The organism is Thalassospira sp. (assembly GCF_030690045.1).
GTDB lineage: Bacteria > Pseudomonadota > Alphaproteobacteria > Rhodospirillales > Thalassospiraceae > Thalassospira.
The window spans coordinates 282,248-301,318 of the sequence record NZ_JAUYHK010000021.1 but is presented as its reverse complement, the minus strand read 5'-3'; the positions used below and the strand labels follow the sequence as shown (position 1 = coordinate 301,318).

The following is a 19,071-nucleotide window of genomic DNA, read 5'->3' as shown; positions in this document are numbered from 1 at the left end:
GCTTTGCTTCGCCCGGAATGACGGGAGGAGCAAAGCGGGGACAGATCAACAAACCGGGCGGTTTTAACCAGCCCAGAAAGCATGTTCGCACTCATATAAGGCATCTGCGCCTATTTTGCCAGATCAAGCCCCATCTGCCAGAAATCGGCCTCCAACTGCGAGGCTTTGGCAAAGGTTTCGGTCAGTCCGGCGATGCGGCCTTCGGCCCCGCGTTGGGCGGCGGCATGGTCCAGCAGGCTGATTTCGGCCTTTGCCACATCCTGAAATTCGGCAGAAGCATACATTTCGATCCAGGCGCGGTACGGGTTGCCATCCAGCCTTGTAGCAGGATCGGCGATCAGGCGGTTTGCGATTTCGGCATAGCCCACCATACAGGGCATCAGGGCAACCTGAAGGTCCACCACATCGCCCTGCATGCCTTTTTCCAGCACATAGCGGGTATAGGTCACGGTCGCACGGGATTCGGGCATGGCGACAATATCGGCCTCGGACAGGCCCCACCCGGCGCAAAATTCCAGATGCAGGCTCATTTCCATATCGAGGATGGCATGCACAATGCCGGAAAACTGCCGCATTGCGGTCAGATCATCGGCCTTGTAGACCGCCAGCGCATAGGCCCGCGCAAACTGGATCAGAAACAGATAATCCTGCACCAGATAATGTTTGAACGCCGCCCCGGACAAGGTGCCATCGCCCAGTTTGCGGACAAATTCATGGCAGACATAGGCCTGCCAGGCATCGGGGGCCTTGGCCCGCAGGCGGCCAAACAGGCTGTGTGGCGGGATGATATCGGTGAAGGTTTCGGTCATGTCCCCATTCCTTTGGGTGTGGCCCCAAAACAAACCAGCCCGCAGATCAGGGCGGGCTGGTGATGTCTGAAATACGTCTTGCGCGGTCAATCGTCGCGTTCGTCAATCCAGGCCATCTGGATGGCTTCAAGGATTTTTTCGTTGGATTTTTCCGGATCGTCATCGAAACCGGGCAAGGCGCAAATCCATTTATGCAGGTCGGTAAACCGCAAATTGACATTGTCCTTGTCCGGGTGGGCTTCTTCAAGTTCGATGGCGATGTCGTTGATATCGGTCCAGCGCATTTTGATCCCCTTTACCGTCTCTGCCGTTCGTGCTGTCAGCAGCCCGGATTATTTATCGACCATCATGTTGCGGGTTGCCGCGGGCAGGCGCACGCGCAGGCCGTCCAGATCGTCGGACATGATGATCTGGCAACCCAGCCGTGACGTTTCGGTCAGGCCAAAGGCAAGATCAAGCATGTCTTCCTCGTCTTCGCTGGGTTCTTCCAGCTTGTCGAACCAGTCGCCCTCAACCACAACATGGCAGGTCGAACAGGCCAGTGACCCTTCGCACGCCCCTTCAAGGTCGATGCCATTTTTATGGGCGGCTTCGAGAACGGACAGGCCGTCTGCGACCTCGAATTCCTTTTCCGTGCCGTCGGTATCAACAAATACGATCTTAGGCATTGGTGCCTTGCTCCTCGATAAGTCTGTTGTTCGATCCCAATCCGCAATGCTGTGCGGGACAGACATTACATCAAAACTTTTTGCGGCCGGTGCCGTCGCGGGTTAGCGCCGGGCCACATCGTCAATATTATGTCCGGCAAGGGCGGTGCGAATCCCCCGGTCCATCCGCCGTTCGGCAAAGGGACGCGATACGCCGTCAAGCGCCTCGGCCAGATCGTTAATCACATCGCGGTCGTCAAGGGCCATGGCGGCCTGCAACCGGTCAATCGCGGTATTAATCGCCTTGCTGTCATCGGACGTCAAGAGTTCCTGATCCATCTTCATCGCTGCCTCTACGGCAAGGATGTTGCGGCGGGCCTCGACGCGGGCCTCGGTCAGCAGGCGCAATTCCATATCCTGACGGGCATTGACCATGCTGTCGCGCAGCATATTGGCCATTTCGCCTTCATTGATGCCATAGGTCGGCTTGACCGCGACTTCCTGTTCGACCCCGGTGGTTTCTTCCCGCGCCGAGACGGTCAGAAGACCATCGGCATCGACCTGAAACGTCACCTTGATCCGGGCGGCCCCGGCGGCCATCGGCGGAATCCCGGTCAGCACAAAGCGGGCCAATGACCGGCATTGATCGACCATTTCGCGTTCGCCCTGCACGACATGGATCATCATGGCCGACTGGCCATCCTGATAGGTGGTAAATTCCTGCCCCTTGGCGACCGGGATCGGGGTATTGCGGTCAATGACCTTTTCGACAATACCGCCCATCGTTTCCAGCCCCAGCGACAACGGGGTAACATCAAGCAACAGATTGCCCGATCCCCCCGTCAGGGCATCGGCCTGAAGGGCGGCACCAAGGGCCACCACCTCGTCCGGGTCGATATTCGATAACGGTTCCTGCCCGAACAGGGCGGCAACGGCGGCACGCACCATCGGCACCCGTGTTGACCCGCCGACCAGAACAACGCCCCTGATTTCATCGGGCAGGATGTCGGCATCATCCAGCACCCGTTCGGTAATCGCCACGGTCCGATCCACCAGCGGGCGGATCATATCGTCAAACTGCGCCCGCGAGATGTGATGGGTGCTGATAACCTCGTTCAGATCAAGGGTGATGTCGATATCATCGCGCACCGTCAGGGATTCCTTGATGCCGCGTGCGGTTTTAAGCAGGCGTTTGGCCGCCGATGTATCGACATCATCGGCCAGATTTTGCGCCCGGCGGTCGGCCAGCAGATATTCGGCAATCGCATGATCGAAATCATCGCCGCCCAGCGCGGCATCGCCGCCGGTTGCCTTGACCTGAAACACGCCCTTTTGCATCCGCAGCAGCGAAATATCAAAGGTGCCACCGCCCAGATCATAAACCGCATAAAGCCCTTCGGCCCCGTTATCGAGGCCATAGGCAAGGGCAGCGGCCGTGGGTTCATTGACCAGACGCAGAACCTCGATCCCCGCCAGTTTTGCGGCATCCTTGGTTGCGGTGCGGGCCCCGTCATCGAAATAGGCCGGAACCGTGATCACCGCCTTTTCGATATCCTGTTCCAGGGCAGATTCGGCGCGGATTTTGAGGGCGCGCAAAATATCGGCCGAGACCTCCACCGGGGTCAGTACCCGGTCGCCGACATTCAGGCGCACCATCACCGGGCCGTTATCGCCATTCGCAGAAGCATCTTCGGGGATTTCAACGTGATAGGGCAATGTCCCGGCAATCGATTTGACGTCCTCGATCCCGCGCCCCATCAGGCGTTTGACCGACGATACCACACGGCTGGCGTCGTCATTGATCCGGGCGAACGCATCGGCACCGACAATCACCGCACCATCGGCCCCATAATACACCACCGACGGGACAATCGCCGCGCCGCCCGATATATCGCGCAGGACTTCCGGGGTGTCATCGCGCGAAACCGCCACCACCGAATTGGTGGTGCCCAGATCAATGCCAACGGCCAGTTTGCGGTCTTCCGCATGGGGCATTGGCGTCTGGCCGGGTTCGTGGATTTTCAGCAAAGCCATAAGTCGGTCCGTTTCTTTGTTCCTGAATCAGGCGGCGGCAAGGCGTGTTTTTTTCGCCCGCGCTTCCTGTGTCATTTTTTGCAAATAGGTCAGGCGGGTTGCCAGTTTTTTCGCCCGCTCATACGCCCCGGCATTCAGGGCCGACGCCAGATCGGCCTCGCAGTCGCGGGCGGCCCCGCGCACATCGCGGATCATGGCGTCAATCGCGCTGCGGTCGGTGGCATCGGACAGGGCTTCGCGCATTTCCAGTGCCTCCATCAACAATTCGGGATCATTGACGGTGTGGCCCTCGCCGCCTTCGGGGGCCTGACCGGCCATCCGCAACAGATATTCCGCGCGCGTGACCGGATTTTTCAGGGTTTCAAAGGCGTCATTCAGGCTGGTGGCCTGTTGTTGCGACAGGGCCTGTTCGCGCGGGGTTCTGGTGGTGAAACGATCAGGATGCAGCACTTGCTGCAAGGCGATATAGCGGGCCTCGATGGCATCCAGATCGATGACAAATCCGGGGGTTACGCCAAACCGGGCAAAATGATCGACCTGACCGGGGGGCTGGATGGCGTTGCAGGTGTCGCAAAACAGGGCAACGGCATCGACCGGCCCCTTGCAGGACCAGCAAACCTTGTGGGACGGACCGGAAAATGTGCCTGTCGTATTCACGCCGAACTCTCTTTAAACCGTCAACGGGCAGGCATTTCAACCGATGGCCCCGGTGATGACCTTATGATCACCGGGGCCATGGCCAAAACACGATGGAAACCGGATGGCATCCTAGATGTGGAAAGATTCCCCGCAGCCGCAACGCCCTTTTTCATTGGGATTGCGAAACACGAAACCTTCTTCCATCTTCTCGGCCGTATAGTCCATTTCCGTGCCCAGCACGAACATGATCGCCTTGGGGTCGATCATCAGCCTGACACCGTCCTCAAGTTCGACAATTTCGTCGAACCCGGATTCATCATCGGCGTATTCAAGCGTGTAGGACAGGCCCGAGCAGCCCTTGCTCCGCACGCCCAGACGAATCCCTGCCGAGGGTTTGCCGCGGCTGTCGAGCAAAGCCTTGATATGCTCCAGCGCATGGGGGGTTACGGTAATCGGGGCCGGTAATGCCATCTTTGTCTCCTTGCGTCGGGTCGAAGCCGTTATTCGGCGGCTTCGGCGGCACCCTTGCCATTCTTGGTCCTGTAATCGCTGATCGCGGCCTTGATCGCATCTTCGGCCAGGATCGAGCAATGGATTTTTACCGGCGGCAAGGCCAGTTCTTCGGCGATTTGCGAATTTTTGATCATACCCGCCTCGTCCAGCGACTTGCCCTTGACCCATTCGGTGATCAGCGAGCTTGAAGCAATCGCCGAACCGCAGCCAAAGGTTTTGAATTTTGCATCTTCGATGATCCCGTCTGCGGTCACCTTGATCTGCAATTTCATCACATCGCCACAGGCCGGTGCGCCGACAAGACCGGTGCCAACCGACAATTCGTTCTTGTCCATCGACCCGACATTGCGGGGATTTTCATAATGGTCGACGAGTTTTTCACTATAAGCCATTTTAGGGACCCTCCAAACAGTCCTGTATCTCTCTATATATAGTTTGTTTTACGCTTAATGCTCGGCCCATTCGATCGATTTGATATCGATGCCTTCCTGGGCCATTTCCCAAAGCGGGCTCATTTCACGCAGACGTTCGACTTCGGTGCTGATCGCATCGACCGCCTGATCGAGTTCCTCGCGGGTGGTAAAGCGGCCAAAACCAATACGCAGCGACGTATGGGCCAGTTCTTCGTCAACCCCCAGCGCCCGCAGAACATAAGACGGTTCGAGCGAAGCCGAGGTGCAGGCCGAACCCGACGACACCGCAATATTCTTGATCCCCATCTGAAGGCTTTCACCCTCGACATAGGCAAAGGAAATATTGAGGTTCCCGGCCACGCGATGTTCTTCGTCGCCATTGAGGTAAATATTTTCCAGACGGTCGCGGAACCGTTTCAGAACATGGTTGCGCAATTCCATCAGGCGGGCATTTTCCTGCGCCATTTCGTTCAGCGCAATGTCACACGCCTTGCCAAGACCGACGATCAGCGGGGTCGGCAAGGTGCCAGAACGCATGCCACGTTCCTGACCGCCACCGGTGATCTGGGCGACCAGACGCACCCGCGGACGACGGCGAACATACAATGCGCCAATGCCCTTGGGACCATACAGCTTGTGCCCGGAAATCGACATCAAATCGATTTTCATATCGTCTACATCAAGCGGAATCTTGCCCACCGCCTGCGCACAATCGGTATGGAAAAATACGCCGCGCGCCCGGCAAATTTCGCCGATTTCCTTCAAGGGCTGGATCACGCCGATTTCATTGTGAACCCCCATCACCGAGACCAGGGCGGTTTCATCGGTAATCGCGGCTTTCAACTGTTCCAGATCGATCAGGCCGTTGGCCTGCACCGGCAGATAGGTGACCTTGTAGCCATCCTGTTCAAGATGACGGGCACTGTCGAGCACGCATTTATGTTCGGTCACCGTGGTGATCAGATGCGGCTTTTTCTTGCCGTAAAACTTCATGATGCCTTTAAGGGCGAGGTTGTTTGACTCCGTCGCACCCGAGGTAAAGATCACTTCCTTGGCCGAGGCACCAATGATTTTGGCAACCTGTTCGCGGGCGACTTCGACCGCGTCTTCTGCTTCCCAGCCATAGGAATGGTTGCGCGAATGCGGGTTGCCGAATTTTTCATAGAAATAGGGCAGCATCGCATCGACGACACGCGGATCGGTCGGCGTTGTCGCCTGATAGTCCAGATAGATCGGCTTTGCTTTAAGCTCGTTCATTTTTAGGCTTCCTCACTCACTCTTTGTCAGGCCGCAGTCCGCGCGATTTTCTTGCGCACTGCATTCCCCCGCATCCGGCTCCAAACACGGATAAATGTATCAATCTCGTCGTCGGATGTTTCTGTGCCCAGACTGACCCGCAGGGCCGAACCCGGTGCCAGAACACCCATTTCTTTCAGAACGTGGCTTTCGCGGACCTTGCCCGATGAACAGGCCGACCCCGAACTGACCGCAATCCCGTCCAGATCCATCGTCATCACCTGGGTCTCGCCCGGCAGGTCGGGCAGGATCAGGCAACTGGTATTGGCCAGACGTTCTGCAGTCTTGCCCGCAATCACCAGTTCGGGTGCCAGTGTTGCCAGTTCGTCTTCCATCCGGTCGCGGCGGGCCGCAACCCCGGGCATCAGGCCCAGATTATGGTCAATCTGTGCGACAGCGGCGGCAAACCCGGCAATGCCAATGACATTTTCGGTGCCACCGCGCCGGTATTTTTCCTGACCGCCACCGCGAATTTGCGGCACCAGCATCACACCGGGCGCAATCGCCAGCGCCCCGACACCCTTGGGACCGCCGATTTTATGGGCCGAAACCGATATCATATCGACCAGCAACCGCCCCATATCCACCGGCACCCGGCCCAGTGCCTGCACCGCGTCACAATGGGTTTTCGCCCCATATTCGCGGGCCAGCAGGGCCATTTGTGCCACCGGCTGAATCACGCCGGTTTCATTATTCGCCAGCATCACCGACACCAGAACCTTTTCACCGGCATCGGCGCATTGCCTTAACATGTCTTCCAATGCGCCAAGGTCAAGGACCCCGTCGGCATTCACCGGAATGCGCCGCGCATCGGGCCGGGCCTCGATCACCGCGGGATGTTCGATGGCGCTGGTCAGGACGGTGACATTTTCCAACCCGTTCAGGGCCAGATTGTTGGCCTCGGTCCCGCCGCTGGTGAAAATCACCCGTTCGGGATCGCCGCCAATGGCATCGGCAATCCCGCGCCGCGCCTGATCGACAATCTTGCGGGCCGCCCGACCCTGCCCGTGAACCGAAGACGGATTACCGGCAACATCCATCGCCGCCAGCATGGCTTCCCGTGCCGGGAGGCTCAGCGGCGCGCTGGCGTTGTAATCAAGGTAAACCGTCTTGTGCATCGTTATCTGTTCATTTGCCTGTGATGTCGGGCCGGTTGAAATTCGGAATATTGCCTATTGCGCGGCGACCTGGGGTTCCAGAATGCGGGTCGGGCGTTTTTCAAACATGCCGCTTGCCGCCATCACCCGGCGATCCACAACATCGGCCAGACTGACCGATGACAGATACAGGTAAATCTGGTTGCCCAGTTCTTCCCACAATTCATGGGTCAGACAGCGGCCCTTGTTTGATTTGCAGCCCTTGGGCGACCCGGATTTGCACCGCGTGGCGCGGATCGGTTCATCCACGGCCATGATCACATCGGCAATCCGCGTATCGGCGGCCAACCGGGCCAGCATATAACCGCCGCCCGGCCCGCGCACCGAGCGGACCAGACCGCCCTTGCGCAATTTGCCAAACAACTGTTCCAGATAGGACAGCGAAATTTCCTGACGGTCCGCAATATCGGCAAGCGCGACCGGCCGGTCCTTGCTGCTGTCAGCGAGATCGACCATTGCCATAACAGCATAGCGGCCTTTTGTACTCAGCTTCACGGTTTCGTCCTCCTGCCCGTGGCACAATGTGCCGGGCTTTCGATTTCAATTCCCAATTCGCGCCTATTCCGAGGCTGCAACAATTCGGGGTTTTTCAGGTCGGGCAGCCCCGCCCGCCTTTTCGCCTTCAAGTTCCACAACCCGGTTGCGCAACCCCTGTACCTCACGGGTCAAATCTTCAAGGGCACGGGCCACCGGATCAGGCAGATCGCCGCTGGGCGTGCCATAGGCACAGAACCGGTCGTCGGTTTCACGGCGCACGATTTTGGCCGGAATACCGACCACGGTTGCCCCTTCGGGGACTTCGGCCAGCACCACGGCATTGCCGCCAATCCGGGCATTGCGCCGCACGGTAAACGGCCCCAGAATTTGCGCCCCCGATCCGACAATCACCCCGTCTTCAAGGGTGGGATGGCGTTTCAGGCCGCGCTGACCGTCGCTTTCGACGCTGGGCGCGGTGCCGCCAAGGGTGACACCCTGATACAGGGTGACATCATCGCCAATTTCGGCGGTTTCACCGATCACAACACCCATGCCATGATCGATAAAGAACCGTTTGCCGATGGTCGCACCGGGATGAATTTCAATGCCGGTAAACCAGCGCAGCAACTGGGAAACAAAGCGCGCAACAATCCGAAAACCGCGCTGCCACAGCCAATGGGTCACCCGATATCCCATGATCGCATGAAACGCCGGATAACAGAGGATGATCTCCAGACGGGAACGCGCCGCAGGATCGCGGGCAATCATCGCATCTATCTCATGGCGAATTATCTTGAACATAAGGTGGTCCAATGTGTAATAAGAGGCTTCGATTCCCGGCAGCGCCGAAAACAGAAACGTCAACCCCACTTCACAGCGCGGTCAGTCATTCCCGTTTGTGTCCGGTTGGCCGGAATATAGGATAACCGAGTAACGTGGTCAAGTATTCACGCAAACCATTTTGTGCCCTTGGGCCAAAAAACCTACAAAAATACTCGGATATTAATTTCCAAAACACATATACCACCCGTAAGGGGAGCCAGCATACCCATGCCTGAGGTCATTTTTAACGGGCCGGAAGGCCGCCTTGAAGGTCGTTATCATCACAATCCCGCCGACGATTCGCCGGTTGCGTTGATCCTGCACCCCAATCCGCAACAGGGGGGCACGATGAATAACAAATTGTGCTTTAACCTGTTTAACCTGTTCAAGGAACGCGGTTATTCGGTGATGCGGTTCAATTTTCGCGGCGTAGGCCGGTCGCAGGGCATTTACGATCACGGGATTGGTGAATTGTCCGATGCGGCATCCGCCCTTGACTGGATGCAGACCTATAACGCCAATGCCCGCGAAACCTGGGTTGCCGGATATTCGTTCGGCGCGTGGATCGGCATGCAGCTTTTGATGCGCCGCCCGGAAATTGACGGTTTCGTTTCGATTGCCGCCCCGGCCAGCGAGTATGATTTTACCTTCCTGGCACCGTGCCCGTCATCGGGAATCCTTGTTCATGGCACACGCGATGAAAACATCCCGGCCAATTCGGTATCCAAACTGTCGGACAAACTCAATGCCCAGAAAGGCATTGATGTTGATTTGTGCCTGATTGAAGGTGCCGATCACTATTTTGCCAAACAGCAGGAAGATGTGATCAGACATACCCGCGCCTATCTTGACAAGCGCAAGGCCTGATCCGGCCGGATTGATTATCAGGCGGCACGGGATGCCGCCCGATACAGATTACCCCCCGGGCACGGCGCGGCAACGCCCGTCGTGCCCGGAAAACTGAGCGGCAGGCCCGCCAGATGACGCACCGCCAGATAGCCGAAACATTCGGCCTCGACCGCGTCCCCGTCCCATCCCAGTTCATCAACGGATTTTACCGGCACGCCAAGGCGTTGTTGCAAATGGTGCATCACATACAGATTGTGACGCCCCCCGCCGCAGACAAACCAGATTTTCGGGGCAACGGGCAGATGATTGACCCCGGCGACAATCGCCGCCACCGTGCATTGCGCCAGTGTCGCCGCCCCGTCGGCAACATTCAGCCCCGCCCCGGCCACCAGCCCGTCAAGACGGGCCGCCATATCGTCGCGATCCAGTGATTTGGGCGGTACACGGTCAAAATATGGATCGTCCAGAAATTTCACCACGATCATCGGGTCGGCGCGGCCCGAAAAGGCGGTTGTGCCATTCAGATCAACCGGTGTGCCGGTATGGCGCAACATCCAGTCATCAATGCGGGCATTGCCCGGCCCGCAATCAAAGGCCAACAGGTCATCATCCGGGCCAATCCATGTCACATTCGACACGCCGCCGATATTGAGGATCGCAACCGGCAGATCCATCTGCGCATTTTTCATCAGGGCGGCATGATAAACCGGCACCAGCGGCGCCCCTTCGCCCCCGGCGGCCACATCGGCAAGGCGGAAATCGGCGACAACGGGAATGCCGGTTTTTTCCGCCAGTCTTTCGGGCGTGCCGATCTGGCGGGTAATCCCCGATACCGGTTCATGAAAAACCGTCTGCCCGTGAAAGCCGATCACGCCGATATCGGCGGCCAAAACCCCGGCCCGCGCCAGCAGCATGTTCACAGCATCAACATGAATATCGGTCAGATCATCGGCCACGACATGTTCGCTGTTGGTGGCACTGCGGTTCCCGAAACAGGCCCGCATGCGTTCGCGCAATTCCGGGGCATAGGGCACAAAAACCGAATGCGTGGTGCGCCGGACCTCAACGCCATCCGTTTCGATCAAGGCGGCATCAACCCCGTCCAGCGACGTTCCACTCATCAGGCCGATGGCCCTGATCCATTGTTTTCGGGGCATCCCCGGTCTCCGCAACATCATTAATCCGGCAAAATCACAATATTATCCTGATACAAACAGTCTTTAAGCACCAGTACCAAGTGGCAAAAAACACAACAGCTTCGCAACGCGCGACAACATTGCCGCGATGCGTTGCCGTCTGCGTCTTTTATGTGCTAGATCATCGCGTCCGGCCTGTCGCCGACCGATTTTGGCAATCACAACACACATAGCGCAAACACCATGACTGAACTGAAGTCCGATTTTCTCCGTGTCATGAATGAACGCGGTTACATTCATCAATGCACCGATCTTGAGGGGCTTGATGCCTTTGCCTCGGAAAAGAGGGTGGTGTGCTATGTCGGGTATGATTGCACCGCAGACAGCCTGCATGTCGGGTCGCTGGTATCGATCATGATGTTGCGCTGGTTGCAGAAAACCGGGCACAAGCCGATTGTTCTGATGGGGGGCGGCACCACACGGGTTGGCGATCCGACCGGGCGCGATGATGCGCGACCGGTACTGACCGACGCCATCATTGCCGCCAATATGGCCGGTATTCGCAAGATTTTTGAGAAATTCCTGACCTTTGGCGATGGTCCGACCGATGCCGTTATGGTCAATAATGCCGACTGGCTCGACAAGATCAATTACATCGAATTCCTGCGCGATTTTGGCCGTCATTTTTCGGTCAACCGCATGTTGAGTTTCGATTCGGTCAAGCTGCGTCTGGAACGCGAACAGTCGCTGAGCTTTCTTGAATTCAACTATATGATCCTGCAAGCCTATGATTTTGTCGAACTGGCCCGCAAATATGGCTGTGTCTTGCAAATGGGCGGATCGGACCAGTGGGGCAATATCGTCAATGGGGTTGAACTGGGCCGCCGCGTGGATGACGCCGCCCTGTTTGGCCTGACCACCCCGCTTATGACCACCGCATCGGGTGCCAAGATGGGCAAAACCGCATCGGGTGCGGTATGGCTGAACGAAGAACGCCTGTCGTCCTATGACTATTACCAGTTCTGGCGCAATACCGAAGACGCCGATGTGATCAAATTCATGCGGCTGTTTACCGAACTGACGCTGGACGACATCGCCGGTTACGCCAAACTGGAAGGGGCCGACATCAACGAGGCCAAGAAGGTTCTGGCCTTTGAGGCTGTGCGGTTGTGCCGGGGCGAGGATGAAGCCGTTGCCGCAGCCGAAACGGCGCGCAAGACCTTTGAAGAAGGTGTGTTGTCGGACAATCTGCCGACCGTTGAAATCCCCCGCGCCGATCTTGAAGCCGGTCTTGCGGCGTTTGAATTGTTCCGCCGGGCCGGTCTTGCCAAATCGGGCGGCGAAGCCCGCCGTCTGGTACAGGGCGGCGGTGCGCGGATCAATGATGACAAGGCGGATGATGAAAATGCCGTCATCACCGCATCGGCCCTGAATGCCGAAGGGGTGATCAAACTGTCGGCGGGCAAAAAACGCCATGTCCTGATCCGGCCCGTTTAACGGCATTTCTGACCGGTGTCTGTGCCCGGCAAAGTCCGAACATTCAAAAACCCGCAAGGTTATGGCCTTGCGGGTTTTTTGTTATCCCGGCGATGCCCCGGTGATCAGATTGCGGAAAATGCCCGGCACAAAGGTCGATAGCGGATTGACCGCGATATCGGGATTATCCACCGGCCCTTCGACGGTATAGGTCGGTGCAAAGACCCCGCCGCCTTCTTCGCCAACCAGCAAATTGCCCAAAATCGGAATATTGCCCAGCACCGAATTCAGCGCATAAATCGGCACGATGGACCCGGCCAGACGGATTTCATCCTTGGCCAGATCAATACTGCCATTCGAGGTGACGCCAATCGCCGATCCGTTGGCCGCCATCTTGTTGAGGGCCAGCACATCGTTGCTATAGGTAAATTCGCCGTCCAGCACATCAAAGGCAATGCCGTTGCCCTGCAAGACATCAACCAGGCCAAACAGCGATGCCGCCCCCAAAACCCGAGCCGCCAGCGGCGCATTGACAATGCGAAACCCGGTGACATTCACCGTGCCGGTAAAGGGTTGGGAATATTCACGGTCATTGACCTGCCCTTCGATGCGAAGGGCCCCGTCCGCCATGCTTTCATACAGATCAATCGCCTTTAAAAAGGCCCCGGCATCGCCCGATGTCAGGCGCACATTGCGATATGGACCGGATGCCGCCGGTTCAATTTCGGCAACCAGACCGGCATTGTTCGCCCCGATTTCACCGCGCAGGACAATCGAACGCCATTCCTCACCCTCGATCCGGACCGAGCCTTGCACCCCCCGGATCGTCTGGTCCTGCGCCATCAGGACTTCCTGCAAGGTCACGAAAACGCCGATTTTTTCACCCTGTCGTGTGGATTCCTCACCAATGCCGCCGCTATTGGCGGTGCGAACATCGCGGGATGCCGTGTCATCCCGGCTTAAAAAAGACCGGGCGTCAAGTTGGCGGACATTGATATCGACCTCGGTTCCGGCCTGATCCTTTACGACGGTAATCACCCCGTCGCGCAACAGCGGGGAATCGCCGTCATGCAGGAACTGTCCGGCCGCAATACGCGCCTGCATCCCCCCGGCAAATGCCGATTTGGCATCGTGTTGATCCGCCGCATCATCATCCAGATAGGGTGACAGGTCGAAATCATTGGCGGTCAGATCGACATTCAGGCGGTCATTCCCCGTCAGGATGATCATCCCCGACAGATTGCTGCTGCGGCGGAAACTGCCGGACAGGATATTCAGCCGGAGCTGATCCGCATCACTGGCGGCATCATCGCCACGCCACTGGCCGGTTGCGACAAGACCGGTTTCCGGCGCGGATAATTCGACAGACCGTATCAGCCCGCCACCATCCTTTTGCACCGTCAGATCAAAATCCAGCGTGCCGGGTTGCGATGCCGGTTTGGCATAATCGGCCTGTTCGACCGTCATGACCACATCGGTCAGATCGGTTTTGCCGATAATGGTAACATCGCCATTGCGCAAAGACTGGATTTCGACATTGCCCCGCGCAATCCCGGTCAGATAGGGGGCCACATCCAGCCCGGTCCGGGCCATTGCGGCCATGCCAAAATCGCCTTCAAGACGATAATGGCTGATCAGCGGCGTTTCGTCGGTAAAGCTTTCGACCCAGCGGATTGTGTTTTGTGTCCCGCCAAGTTCCGCCGCACCTTCCAGTTCAAGCCCCTTGGCATTGACCTGCAATTCAAAATTACCGCCCGCCAGATCAAGGTCCCGGAAAACTTTCCGGATCGCGGCGTTTTCGATCCGGGCGGCGGCGGCAACGTCGATATCTTCCAGATCCAGATCATTCAAAAGAGGAAATGCCAGAACCACCCGTGTTGCCTGTTCACCCGACACCTGTGCCGGATCAATGCCCAGACGGGTTGCAAAACCCAGCGGTTCATAATCAATCAGTTCCAGTGCCTCGCGCACGCCGCCATGCACCACCAGTTCGATATCGGCCAGCGGGTCTTCGGTATGCAGTTCGGAAAAGACCAGTTTGGCCTCATCAACCGTGATGCCCGCCGCATTGCCCTGACTGGCGTAAACGGTAAAACTTGTGTCGTTATATTCGGCGCGCCCGACCGCCCCGATGACCTTGGGCATACCGGGGATATATTCAACATCAATGCCCGACATATTCATGTCGCCATCCACACGATCCAGAATGATGTCGCCCGATGACGCATCGTGATGCAGCCCCAGATTGAGACTGGCCTGATGCACGATGCCTTCGGACAGGTTGGTGACAACCCAGTCACGGGCATTGTCGGCCAGCGTTTCCGGCCACAAAACCTTTAAATCATTGGTGGCAACATCGGTCACCTGGGCCTGCATCTGCAACGCCCAGTCATCGAAGGGCCGCACAACTTTCCCCTGTGCGGTGACGATGCTGCGCCCGATATCCAGACGCAATTGTTCAATATCGATTGCCCCCAGCGTGTATTTCAGCGTGGCACTGCCGCCATCAATATTATAGCTGGCATTCAGCGGGGCGGGCAAATCGACCCGGCCAATCCCCAGATCAAGATCGGCACGCAGATCAATCAACCCGCCATCCGCCCCCAGACGGGCGGTAAATTTACCCTGCACCGGAACATTGATCTGTTCAAGATCGGTAAATGCCGGTGAAATACTGACCAGTTTGGCCGGAACAAATTCATCGACATTCACCGTCAGATCAATGCGTTCCTCATGCGTCAGATATTGCGCCGTCGCATGAATGTTGGCCGACATATCCCCGGCATTCGCCGTCATGGCCATATCGGCATCAATGCCCAATGCCTGCCGAAACAGGCGGATATCGGCCGCCGGGGCCGACCAGACAATCCCCAGAACCTGGTCTTCGACCTCAAGATCGGCATCGACAATGCCAAAACTGCGAAAATAGGCGGCGGCGGGAAAGGCAACGGTTTCGCCCGACAAGATGGCGACAACCTGCCGCATCATTTCACTGCCGCTGCGCAAATCGTCTTCGCCAAAGGACGGGGCGGTATCCGTCGCGGCCGGGGGCGTATCGGCGGTATCATCCTGCCCGCCAAATCCCATATCCAGATGGCCATCCGGATAGCGGATCAGACGGATTTTCGGCGCGATCAGATTGACCTCGCTTAACGCCAGGATACCTTGCAACAGGGCCTGACTGGAAAAACTGACATCGGCATCGGGGACATTAACCAGACTGGTGCCATCCTGCGATGAGAACGACAGGTTTTTCAGGCGCAGGTCAAACTTGTCCTCCCACCCGCGCCAGATCAGGACCATGTCATCGACATCAAGGCGATGGCCGCCGCTGCCGGCATTCAATTGTTCCAGAACATAGGGGGTCAGACGGTGCAACGACACCGGCCCGTCCGATATCCGCCAGATCAGAACGCCGACAAATACCGACAGGAACAACAACAGTGCTGCACAAAGCCACAAGACCCCACGGGTCATTTTTCCAAGATGGCTCACGCGCCTGCAATCCTGCCATTTACATACATGTGTTCATATCCAACCAAAGCCGGGGTGGCGTCAAGGGTTTCGGCGGCCTTTGCGCGGACAATATCCGCATATTCCGCCGCCACCGGACAAATTTTCACCAGCCCCTTTTGGCAAATCGCCAGAAAGGCTATGAATAAGGTCATGGATAATATGACCGGCCCTGCAACCTTTACGGAAAGCAATAACGTGTCCCTTTCCCGGATCGAAACATCCCTGCCCCGGCCTTTTGATTCTGAACGCAGCCAGCACGGCTTTGACCGCTGGCTGGCCTTGTCGGAAAAACCGGCTTTTGACCATATGGCAGACCGGATTGGCAAAATTGCGGCGGAAAAAACCGGGCAGGAGATTCTGGCCGCCCTGTTTGGCAACAGCCCCTATCTTGGCAGTCTGGCCTTGCGGGAACCCGAAACCGTTTGCATGGCCTTTGATGACGGGCTGGACGCGGCATTTGCCTTTGCATTGTCCGATGTCGCCCATGCGGCCAATGCCGCCGGGACCGATCAGGCCACCGCCATGATGCTGGTGCGGCGGGCCAAACGCCGGGCGGCCCTGTTGATTGCCATTGCCGATATTGCCGGTCAGTGGGATCTGGCAAAAGTTACCGACGCCATCAGCGAAACCGCCGAAACCACCCTGAATTTCGCCCTTGCCCATTGCCTGTCGGCAACCGCCAAATTACGCGGCTTTACCCTGCCCCATCCCGAAGACCCACTGCGCGATTGCGGAATTTTTGCCATCGGCATGGGTAAACTGGGGGCACGTGAACTGAATTATTCATCCGATATCGACCTGATTTTCCTGTATGACGGCGACGCCATGACGTGGCTGGAGCCCGACCGGATTCAACAGGTTCTGGTACGTGTGGTGCGCGATGTGACGCGGGTTATGGAAGAACGCACCGGGGATGGATATGTGTTTCGCACCGATTTGCGCCTGCGCCCCGATCCGGGATCGACCCCGCCGATTATTTCCGCCCTGGCGGCTGAAACCTATTATGAAACGGTCGGGCAGAACTGGGAACGGGCGGCCATGATCAAGGCGCGGATTGTTGCCGGGGATTATCCGGCAGGGAATGCGTTTCTCGATATGTTGCGCCCGTTTGTCTGGCGCAAGCATCTGGATTTTCTGGCGATTCAGGACATTCATTCGATCAAGCGCCAGATCAACGCCCATAAGGGCGGCAGCACCGTGACCGTTGCGGGCCATAATATCAAACTGGGCCGGGGCGGTATTCGCGAAATCGAATTTTTCGCCCAGACCCAGCAACTGATCTGGGGCGGGCGGGAAATGTCGCTGCGCGGGCGGGCGACCTGCGACACCTTGCGCGCCCTGACCGATTTTGGCCAGATCAGCGCACAGGTCCGCGATGAGATGATTGCCGCCTATGGCTTTTTGCGCACGGTTGAACATCGCCTGCAAATGATCAATGATCAGCAAACCCAGACCCTGCCCGATACCGATGACGGGCTGGCGGCACTGGCCTGTTTTATGGGGTATGATTCCTGTCCGCTGTTTCGCGATGACATGATCCGGTATTTGCGGCTGGTTGAATCGCATTATGCCGATCTGTTTGAAGACGACACGCCTCTGGGTGGCACGGATGGCAATCTGGTGTTTACCGGCACCGAAGACGACCCCGATACGCTGGCCAATCTGCGTCAGATGGGGTTTGAGAATGCCGAAAATGTTTCCAGTACGGTGCGCGGCTGGCATCATGGCCGCTATCGCGCCACACGATCACGCCGGGCGCGTGAAATCCTGACGGAACTGATGCCTGCCCTGTTGACCGCCCTGTCGGAAACCGCCAATCCCGATATGGCATTTCGGGCCTTTGACGAATTTTTGCGCGGCCTGCCCGCCGGGGTACAGTTATTTTCGTTATTGACGGCCAATCGCGATTTGTTGCGCCTTTTGGCGCAAATTGCCGGAACCGCCCCGCGCATGGCCAAATATCTGGGCCGCAATGCCCGGGTGCTGGATTATGTCCTGATGTCGGGGTTCCATGACCGTATGCCCGATGCCGATGCGATGTATGACGAACTGGACGGGCTTTTGTCGCAGGCCGATATGGTCGAAGACTGGCTGGATATTGCCCGGCGCTGGGCCAATGACCAGAAATTCCAGATCGATGTCCAGACCATCCAGAACCGCCAGACGCCGCATCAGGCCGGACGGGCATTGGCCGATATTGCCGATGTGTCGATCCGCGCCCTGTTTCCAAGAATCGCCAGCGATTTTGCCCGGCGTCACGGCCATTTCGATCAGGGCGGGCTTGCGGTATTTGCCCTTGGCAAACATGGCGGACAGGAATTATCGCCGCGATCCGATCTGGATATGGTGTTTGTCTATGACGTGCCCGAGGGGGTGGAAGAATCGGACGGCGAAAAACCCTTGTCGCCCGGCCATTATTTCATCCGCCTTAGCCAGCGTTACATCAACGCCCTGTCGGCCCCGACCGCCGAGGGGGTGCTGTTTGAAACCGATTTGCGCCTGCGGCCCAGCGGCAGCAAGGGGCCGCTGGCCTGCCATGTCAAAAGTTTCGAGACCTATCAGAACGACGAAGCCTGGACGTGGGAACATATGGCCCTGACGCGGTTGCGCGCCGTTTATGGCCCCGAAGCCCTGCGCCGTCGCGTGATCGCCGCCACGCGCAAGGTTTTGCGCAAACAGCGCGACCCGGACAAATTGCTGCGCGATGTTTATGACATGCGCAACCGCATGACCGCGGGCAAAGGCAGCGACCATCCGTGGGATATCAAGATGCGGCGGGGCGGCCTTGTCGATCTGGAATTCATTGCGCAATATCTGCAATTGCGCCACGCCCATGAATATCGCGGTATCCTGTCCCCGACCACCCGCAGCGTTTTCAGGCGGCTGGGCAAGGCGGGGATTCTCGATGCCGAAGAAGCCGCCTTTCTGGCCGAATCCGGGGCATTCTGGCTGGCGATACAGGCGATGTTGCGCCTGACCACCGAAGGGCGTTTTGACCCGGAAAATGCCAGCACCGATTTGCGCAGGATGCTGGCCCGCGCCGGTCATTGCGAGAATTTTGGGGATCTGGAGGCAAAACTTGACGCCACCGCCGCCCGGATTAAATCGGTTTATGACCGCCTGATCACCGATCCGGCCGAAAAACTGGCGGCGGACGAGAAAGCGGACTGAACCGGGATGCCAAACCCGCCCTATAAGAATCCGACCATATCTCGCGCAAATCGTGCGTGTATGGCCGTCCGGCCATGACTGTGCGTTTCAGAATAACCCCAATGATTTCCCATTCT

The 19,071-nt window shown here is 57.7% G+C and carries 17 protein-coding genes; 3 read left to right on the top strand and 14 right to left on the bottom strand.

The window, feature by feature from the left end; genetic code table 11:
• Nucleotides 1-110: 110 nt before the first annotated feature.
• The 11 genes from tenA to cysE form a co-directional block, all read right to left on the bottom strand.
• Nucleotides 111-809, bottom strand: coding sequence for a thiaminase II (gene tenA / locus Q8O73_RS18690; protein WP_305559718.1), 699 nt, complete (start codon nt 807-809; stop codon nt 111-113).
• A gap of 86 nt (nt 810-895) precedes the next feature.
• Nucleotides 896-1,099, bottom strand: coding sequence for a Fe-S cluster assembly protein IscX (gene iscX / locus Q8O73_RS18685; RefSeq protein WP_305559779.1), 204 nt, complete (start codon nt 1,097-1,099; stop codon nt 896-898).
• 42 nt (nt 1,100-1,141) lie between these two features.
• The gene (locus Q8O73_RS18680) at nt 1,142-1,477 is read right to left on the bottom strand and encodes a ferredoxin family 2Fe-2S iron-sulfur cluster binding protein (protein WP_305559717.1); all 336 of its coding nucleotides are present in this window, start codon (nt 1,475-1,477) and stop codon (nt 1,142-1,144) included.
• Nucleotides 1,478-1,579: 102 nt separating this feature from the next.
• Nucleotides 1,580-3,490 carry a Fe-S protein assembly chaperone HscA gene (gene hscA, locus Q8O73_RS18675; protein WP_305559716.1) on the bottom strand — a complete coding sequence of 637 codons (1,911 nt, stop codon included), beginning with the start codon at nt 3,488-3,490 and terminating at the stop codon, nt 1,580-1,582.
• A gap of 27 nt (nt 3,491-3,517) precedes the next feature.
• Nucleotides 3,518-4,147, bottom strand: a complete 630-nt coding sequence (gene hscB / locus Q8O73_RS18670; RefSeq protein WP_305559715.1) for a Fe-S protein assembly co-chaperone HscB — start codon at nt 4,145-4,147, stop codon at nt 3,518-3,520.
• Between the two features lie 111 nt (nt 4,148-4,258).
• Nucleotides 4,259-4,600, bottom strand: coding sequence for an iron-sulfur cluster assembly accessory protein (locus tag Q8O73_RS18665; protein WP_305559714.1), 342 nt, complete (start codon nt 4,598-4,600; stop codon nt 4,259-4,261).
• A 29-nt stretch (nt 4,601-4,629) separates the two neighbouring features.
• A complete protein-coding gene (gene iscU / locus Q8O73_RS18660) occupies nt 4,630-5,034 on the bottom strand; it encodes a Fe-S cluster assembly scaffold IscU (RefSeq protein WP_305559713.1) in 405 nt (134 codons plus the stop codon).
• A gap of 54 nt (nt 5,035-5,088) precedes the next feature.
• Nucleotides 5,089-6,312 carry an IscS subfamily cysteine desulfurase gene (locus tag Q8O73_RS18655; RefSeq protein WP_305559712.1) on the bottom strand — a complete coding sequence of 408 codons (1,224 nt, stop codon included), beginning with the start codon at nt 6,310-6,312 and terminating at the stop codon, nt 5,089-5,091.
• A gap of 26 nt (nt 6,313-6,338) precedes the next feature.
• Nucleotides 6,339-7,469 carry a cysteine desulfurase family protein gene (locus Q8O73_RS18650; RefSeq protein ID WP_305559711.1) on the bottom strand — a complete coding sequence of 377 codons (1,131 nt, stop codon included), beginning with the start codon at nt 7,467-7,469 and terminating at the stop codon, nt 6,339-6,341.
• A gap of 54 nt (nt 7,470-7,523) precedes the next feature.
• Nucleotides 7,524-8,003: an Rrf2 family transcriptional regulator gene (locus Q8O73_RS18645; RefSeq protein WP_305559710.1), complete on the bottom strand. Its 480-nt coding sequence runs from the start codon at nt 8,001-8,003 to the stop codon at nt 7,524-7,526.
• 63 nt (nt 8,004-8,066) lie between these two features.
• Complete coding sequence (gene cysE / locus Q8O73_RS18640; protein ID WP_305559709.1) at nt 8,067-8,786, bottom strand: serine O-acetyltransferase; 720 nt, start codon at nt 8,784-8,786, stop codon at nt 8,067-8,069.
• Between the two features lie 249 nt (nt 8,787-9,035).
• On the opposite strand from cysE, the gene Q8O73_RS18635 reads away from it, so the two are divergent.
• Complete coding sequence (locus tag Q8O73_RS18635) at nt 9,036-9,674, top strand: alpha/beta hydrolase (RefSeq protein ID WP_305559708.1); 639 nt, start codon at nt 9,036-9,038, stop codon at nt 9,672-9,674.
• A 17-nt stretch (nt 9,675-9,691) separates the two neighbouring features.
• Here Q8O73_RS18635 and Q8O73_RS18630 read toward each other — a convergent pair whose 3' ends face one another.
• Nucleotides 9,692-10,813: an anhydro-N-acetylmuramic acid kinase gene (locus Q8O73_RS18630; protein ID WP_305559707.1), complete on the bottom strand. Its 1,122-nt coding sequence runs from the start codon at nt 10,811-10,813 to the stop codon at nt 9,692-9,694.
• A gap of 222 nt (nt 10,814-11,035) precedes the next feature.
• Between Q8O73_RS18630 and tyrS the strand changes: the two genes are divergently transcribed.
• A complete protein-coding gene (tyrS, locus tag Q8O73_RS18625) occupies nt 11,036-12,289 on the top strand; it encodes a tyrosine--tRNA ligase (RefSeq protein ID WP_305559706.1) in 1,254 nt (417 codons plus the stop codon).
• A gap of 81 nt (nt 12,290-12,370) precedes the next feature.
• On the opposite strand, the gene Q8O73_RS18620 is transcribed toward tyrS, so the two are convergent.
• Together Q8O73_RS18620 and Q8O73_RS18615 are read right to left on the bottom strand one after the other, a co-directional pair.
• The gene (locus tag Q8O73_RS18620) at nt 12,371-15,763 is read right to left on the bottom strand and encodes an AsmA-like C-terminal domain-containing protein (RefSeq protein ID WP_305559705.1); all 3,393 of its coding nucleotides are present in this window, start codon (nt 15,761-15,763) and stop codon (nt 12,371-12,373) included.
• Nucleotides 15,760-15,936 carry a hypothetical protein gene (locus tag Q8O73_RS18615; RefSeq protein WP_305559704.1) on the bottom strand — a complete coding sequence of 59 codons (177 nt, stop codon included), beginning with the start codon at nt 15,934-15,936 and terminating at the stop codon, nt 15,760-15,762. The genes Q8O73_RS18620 and Q8O73_RS18615 overlap by 4 nt, the downstream gene beginning before the upstream one ends.
• A 43-nt stretch (nt 15,937-15,979) precedes the next feature.
• On the opposite strand from Q8O73_RS18615, the gene Q8O73_RS18610 reads away from it, so the two are divergent.
• On the top strand, nt 15,980-18,955 hold the full coding sequence (locus Q8O73_RS18610; RefSeq protein WP_305559703.1) for a bifunctional [glutamine synthetase] adenylyltransferase/[glutamine synthetase]-adenylyl-L-tyrosine phosphorylase: 2,976 nt from the start codon (nt 15,980-15,982) through the stop codon (nt 18,953-18,955).
• Nucleotides 18,956-19,071 lie beyond the last annotated feature (116 nt).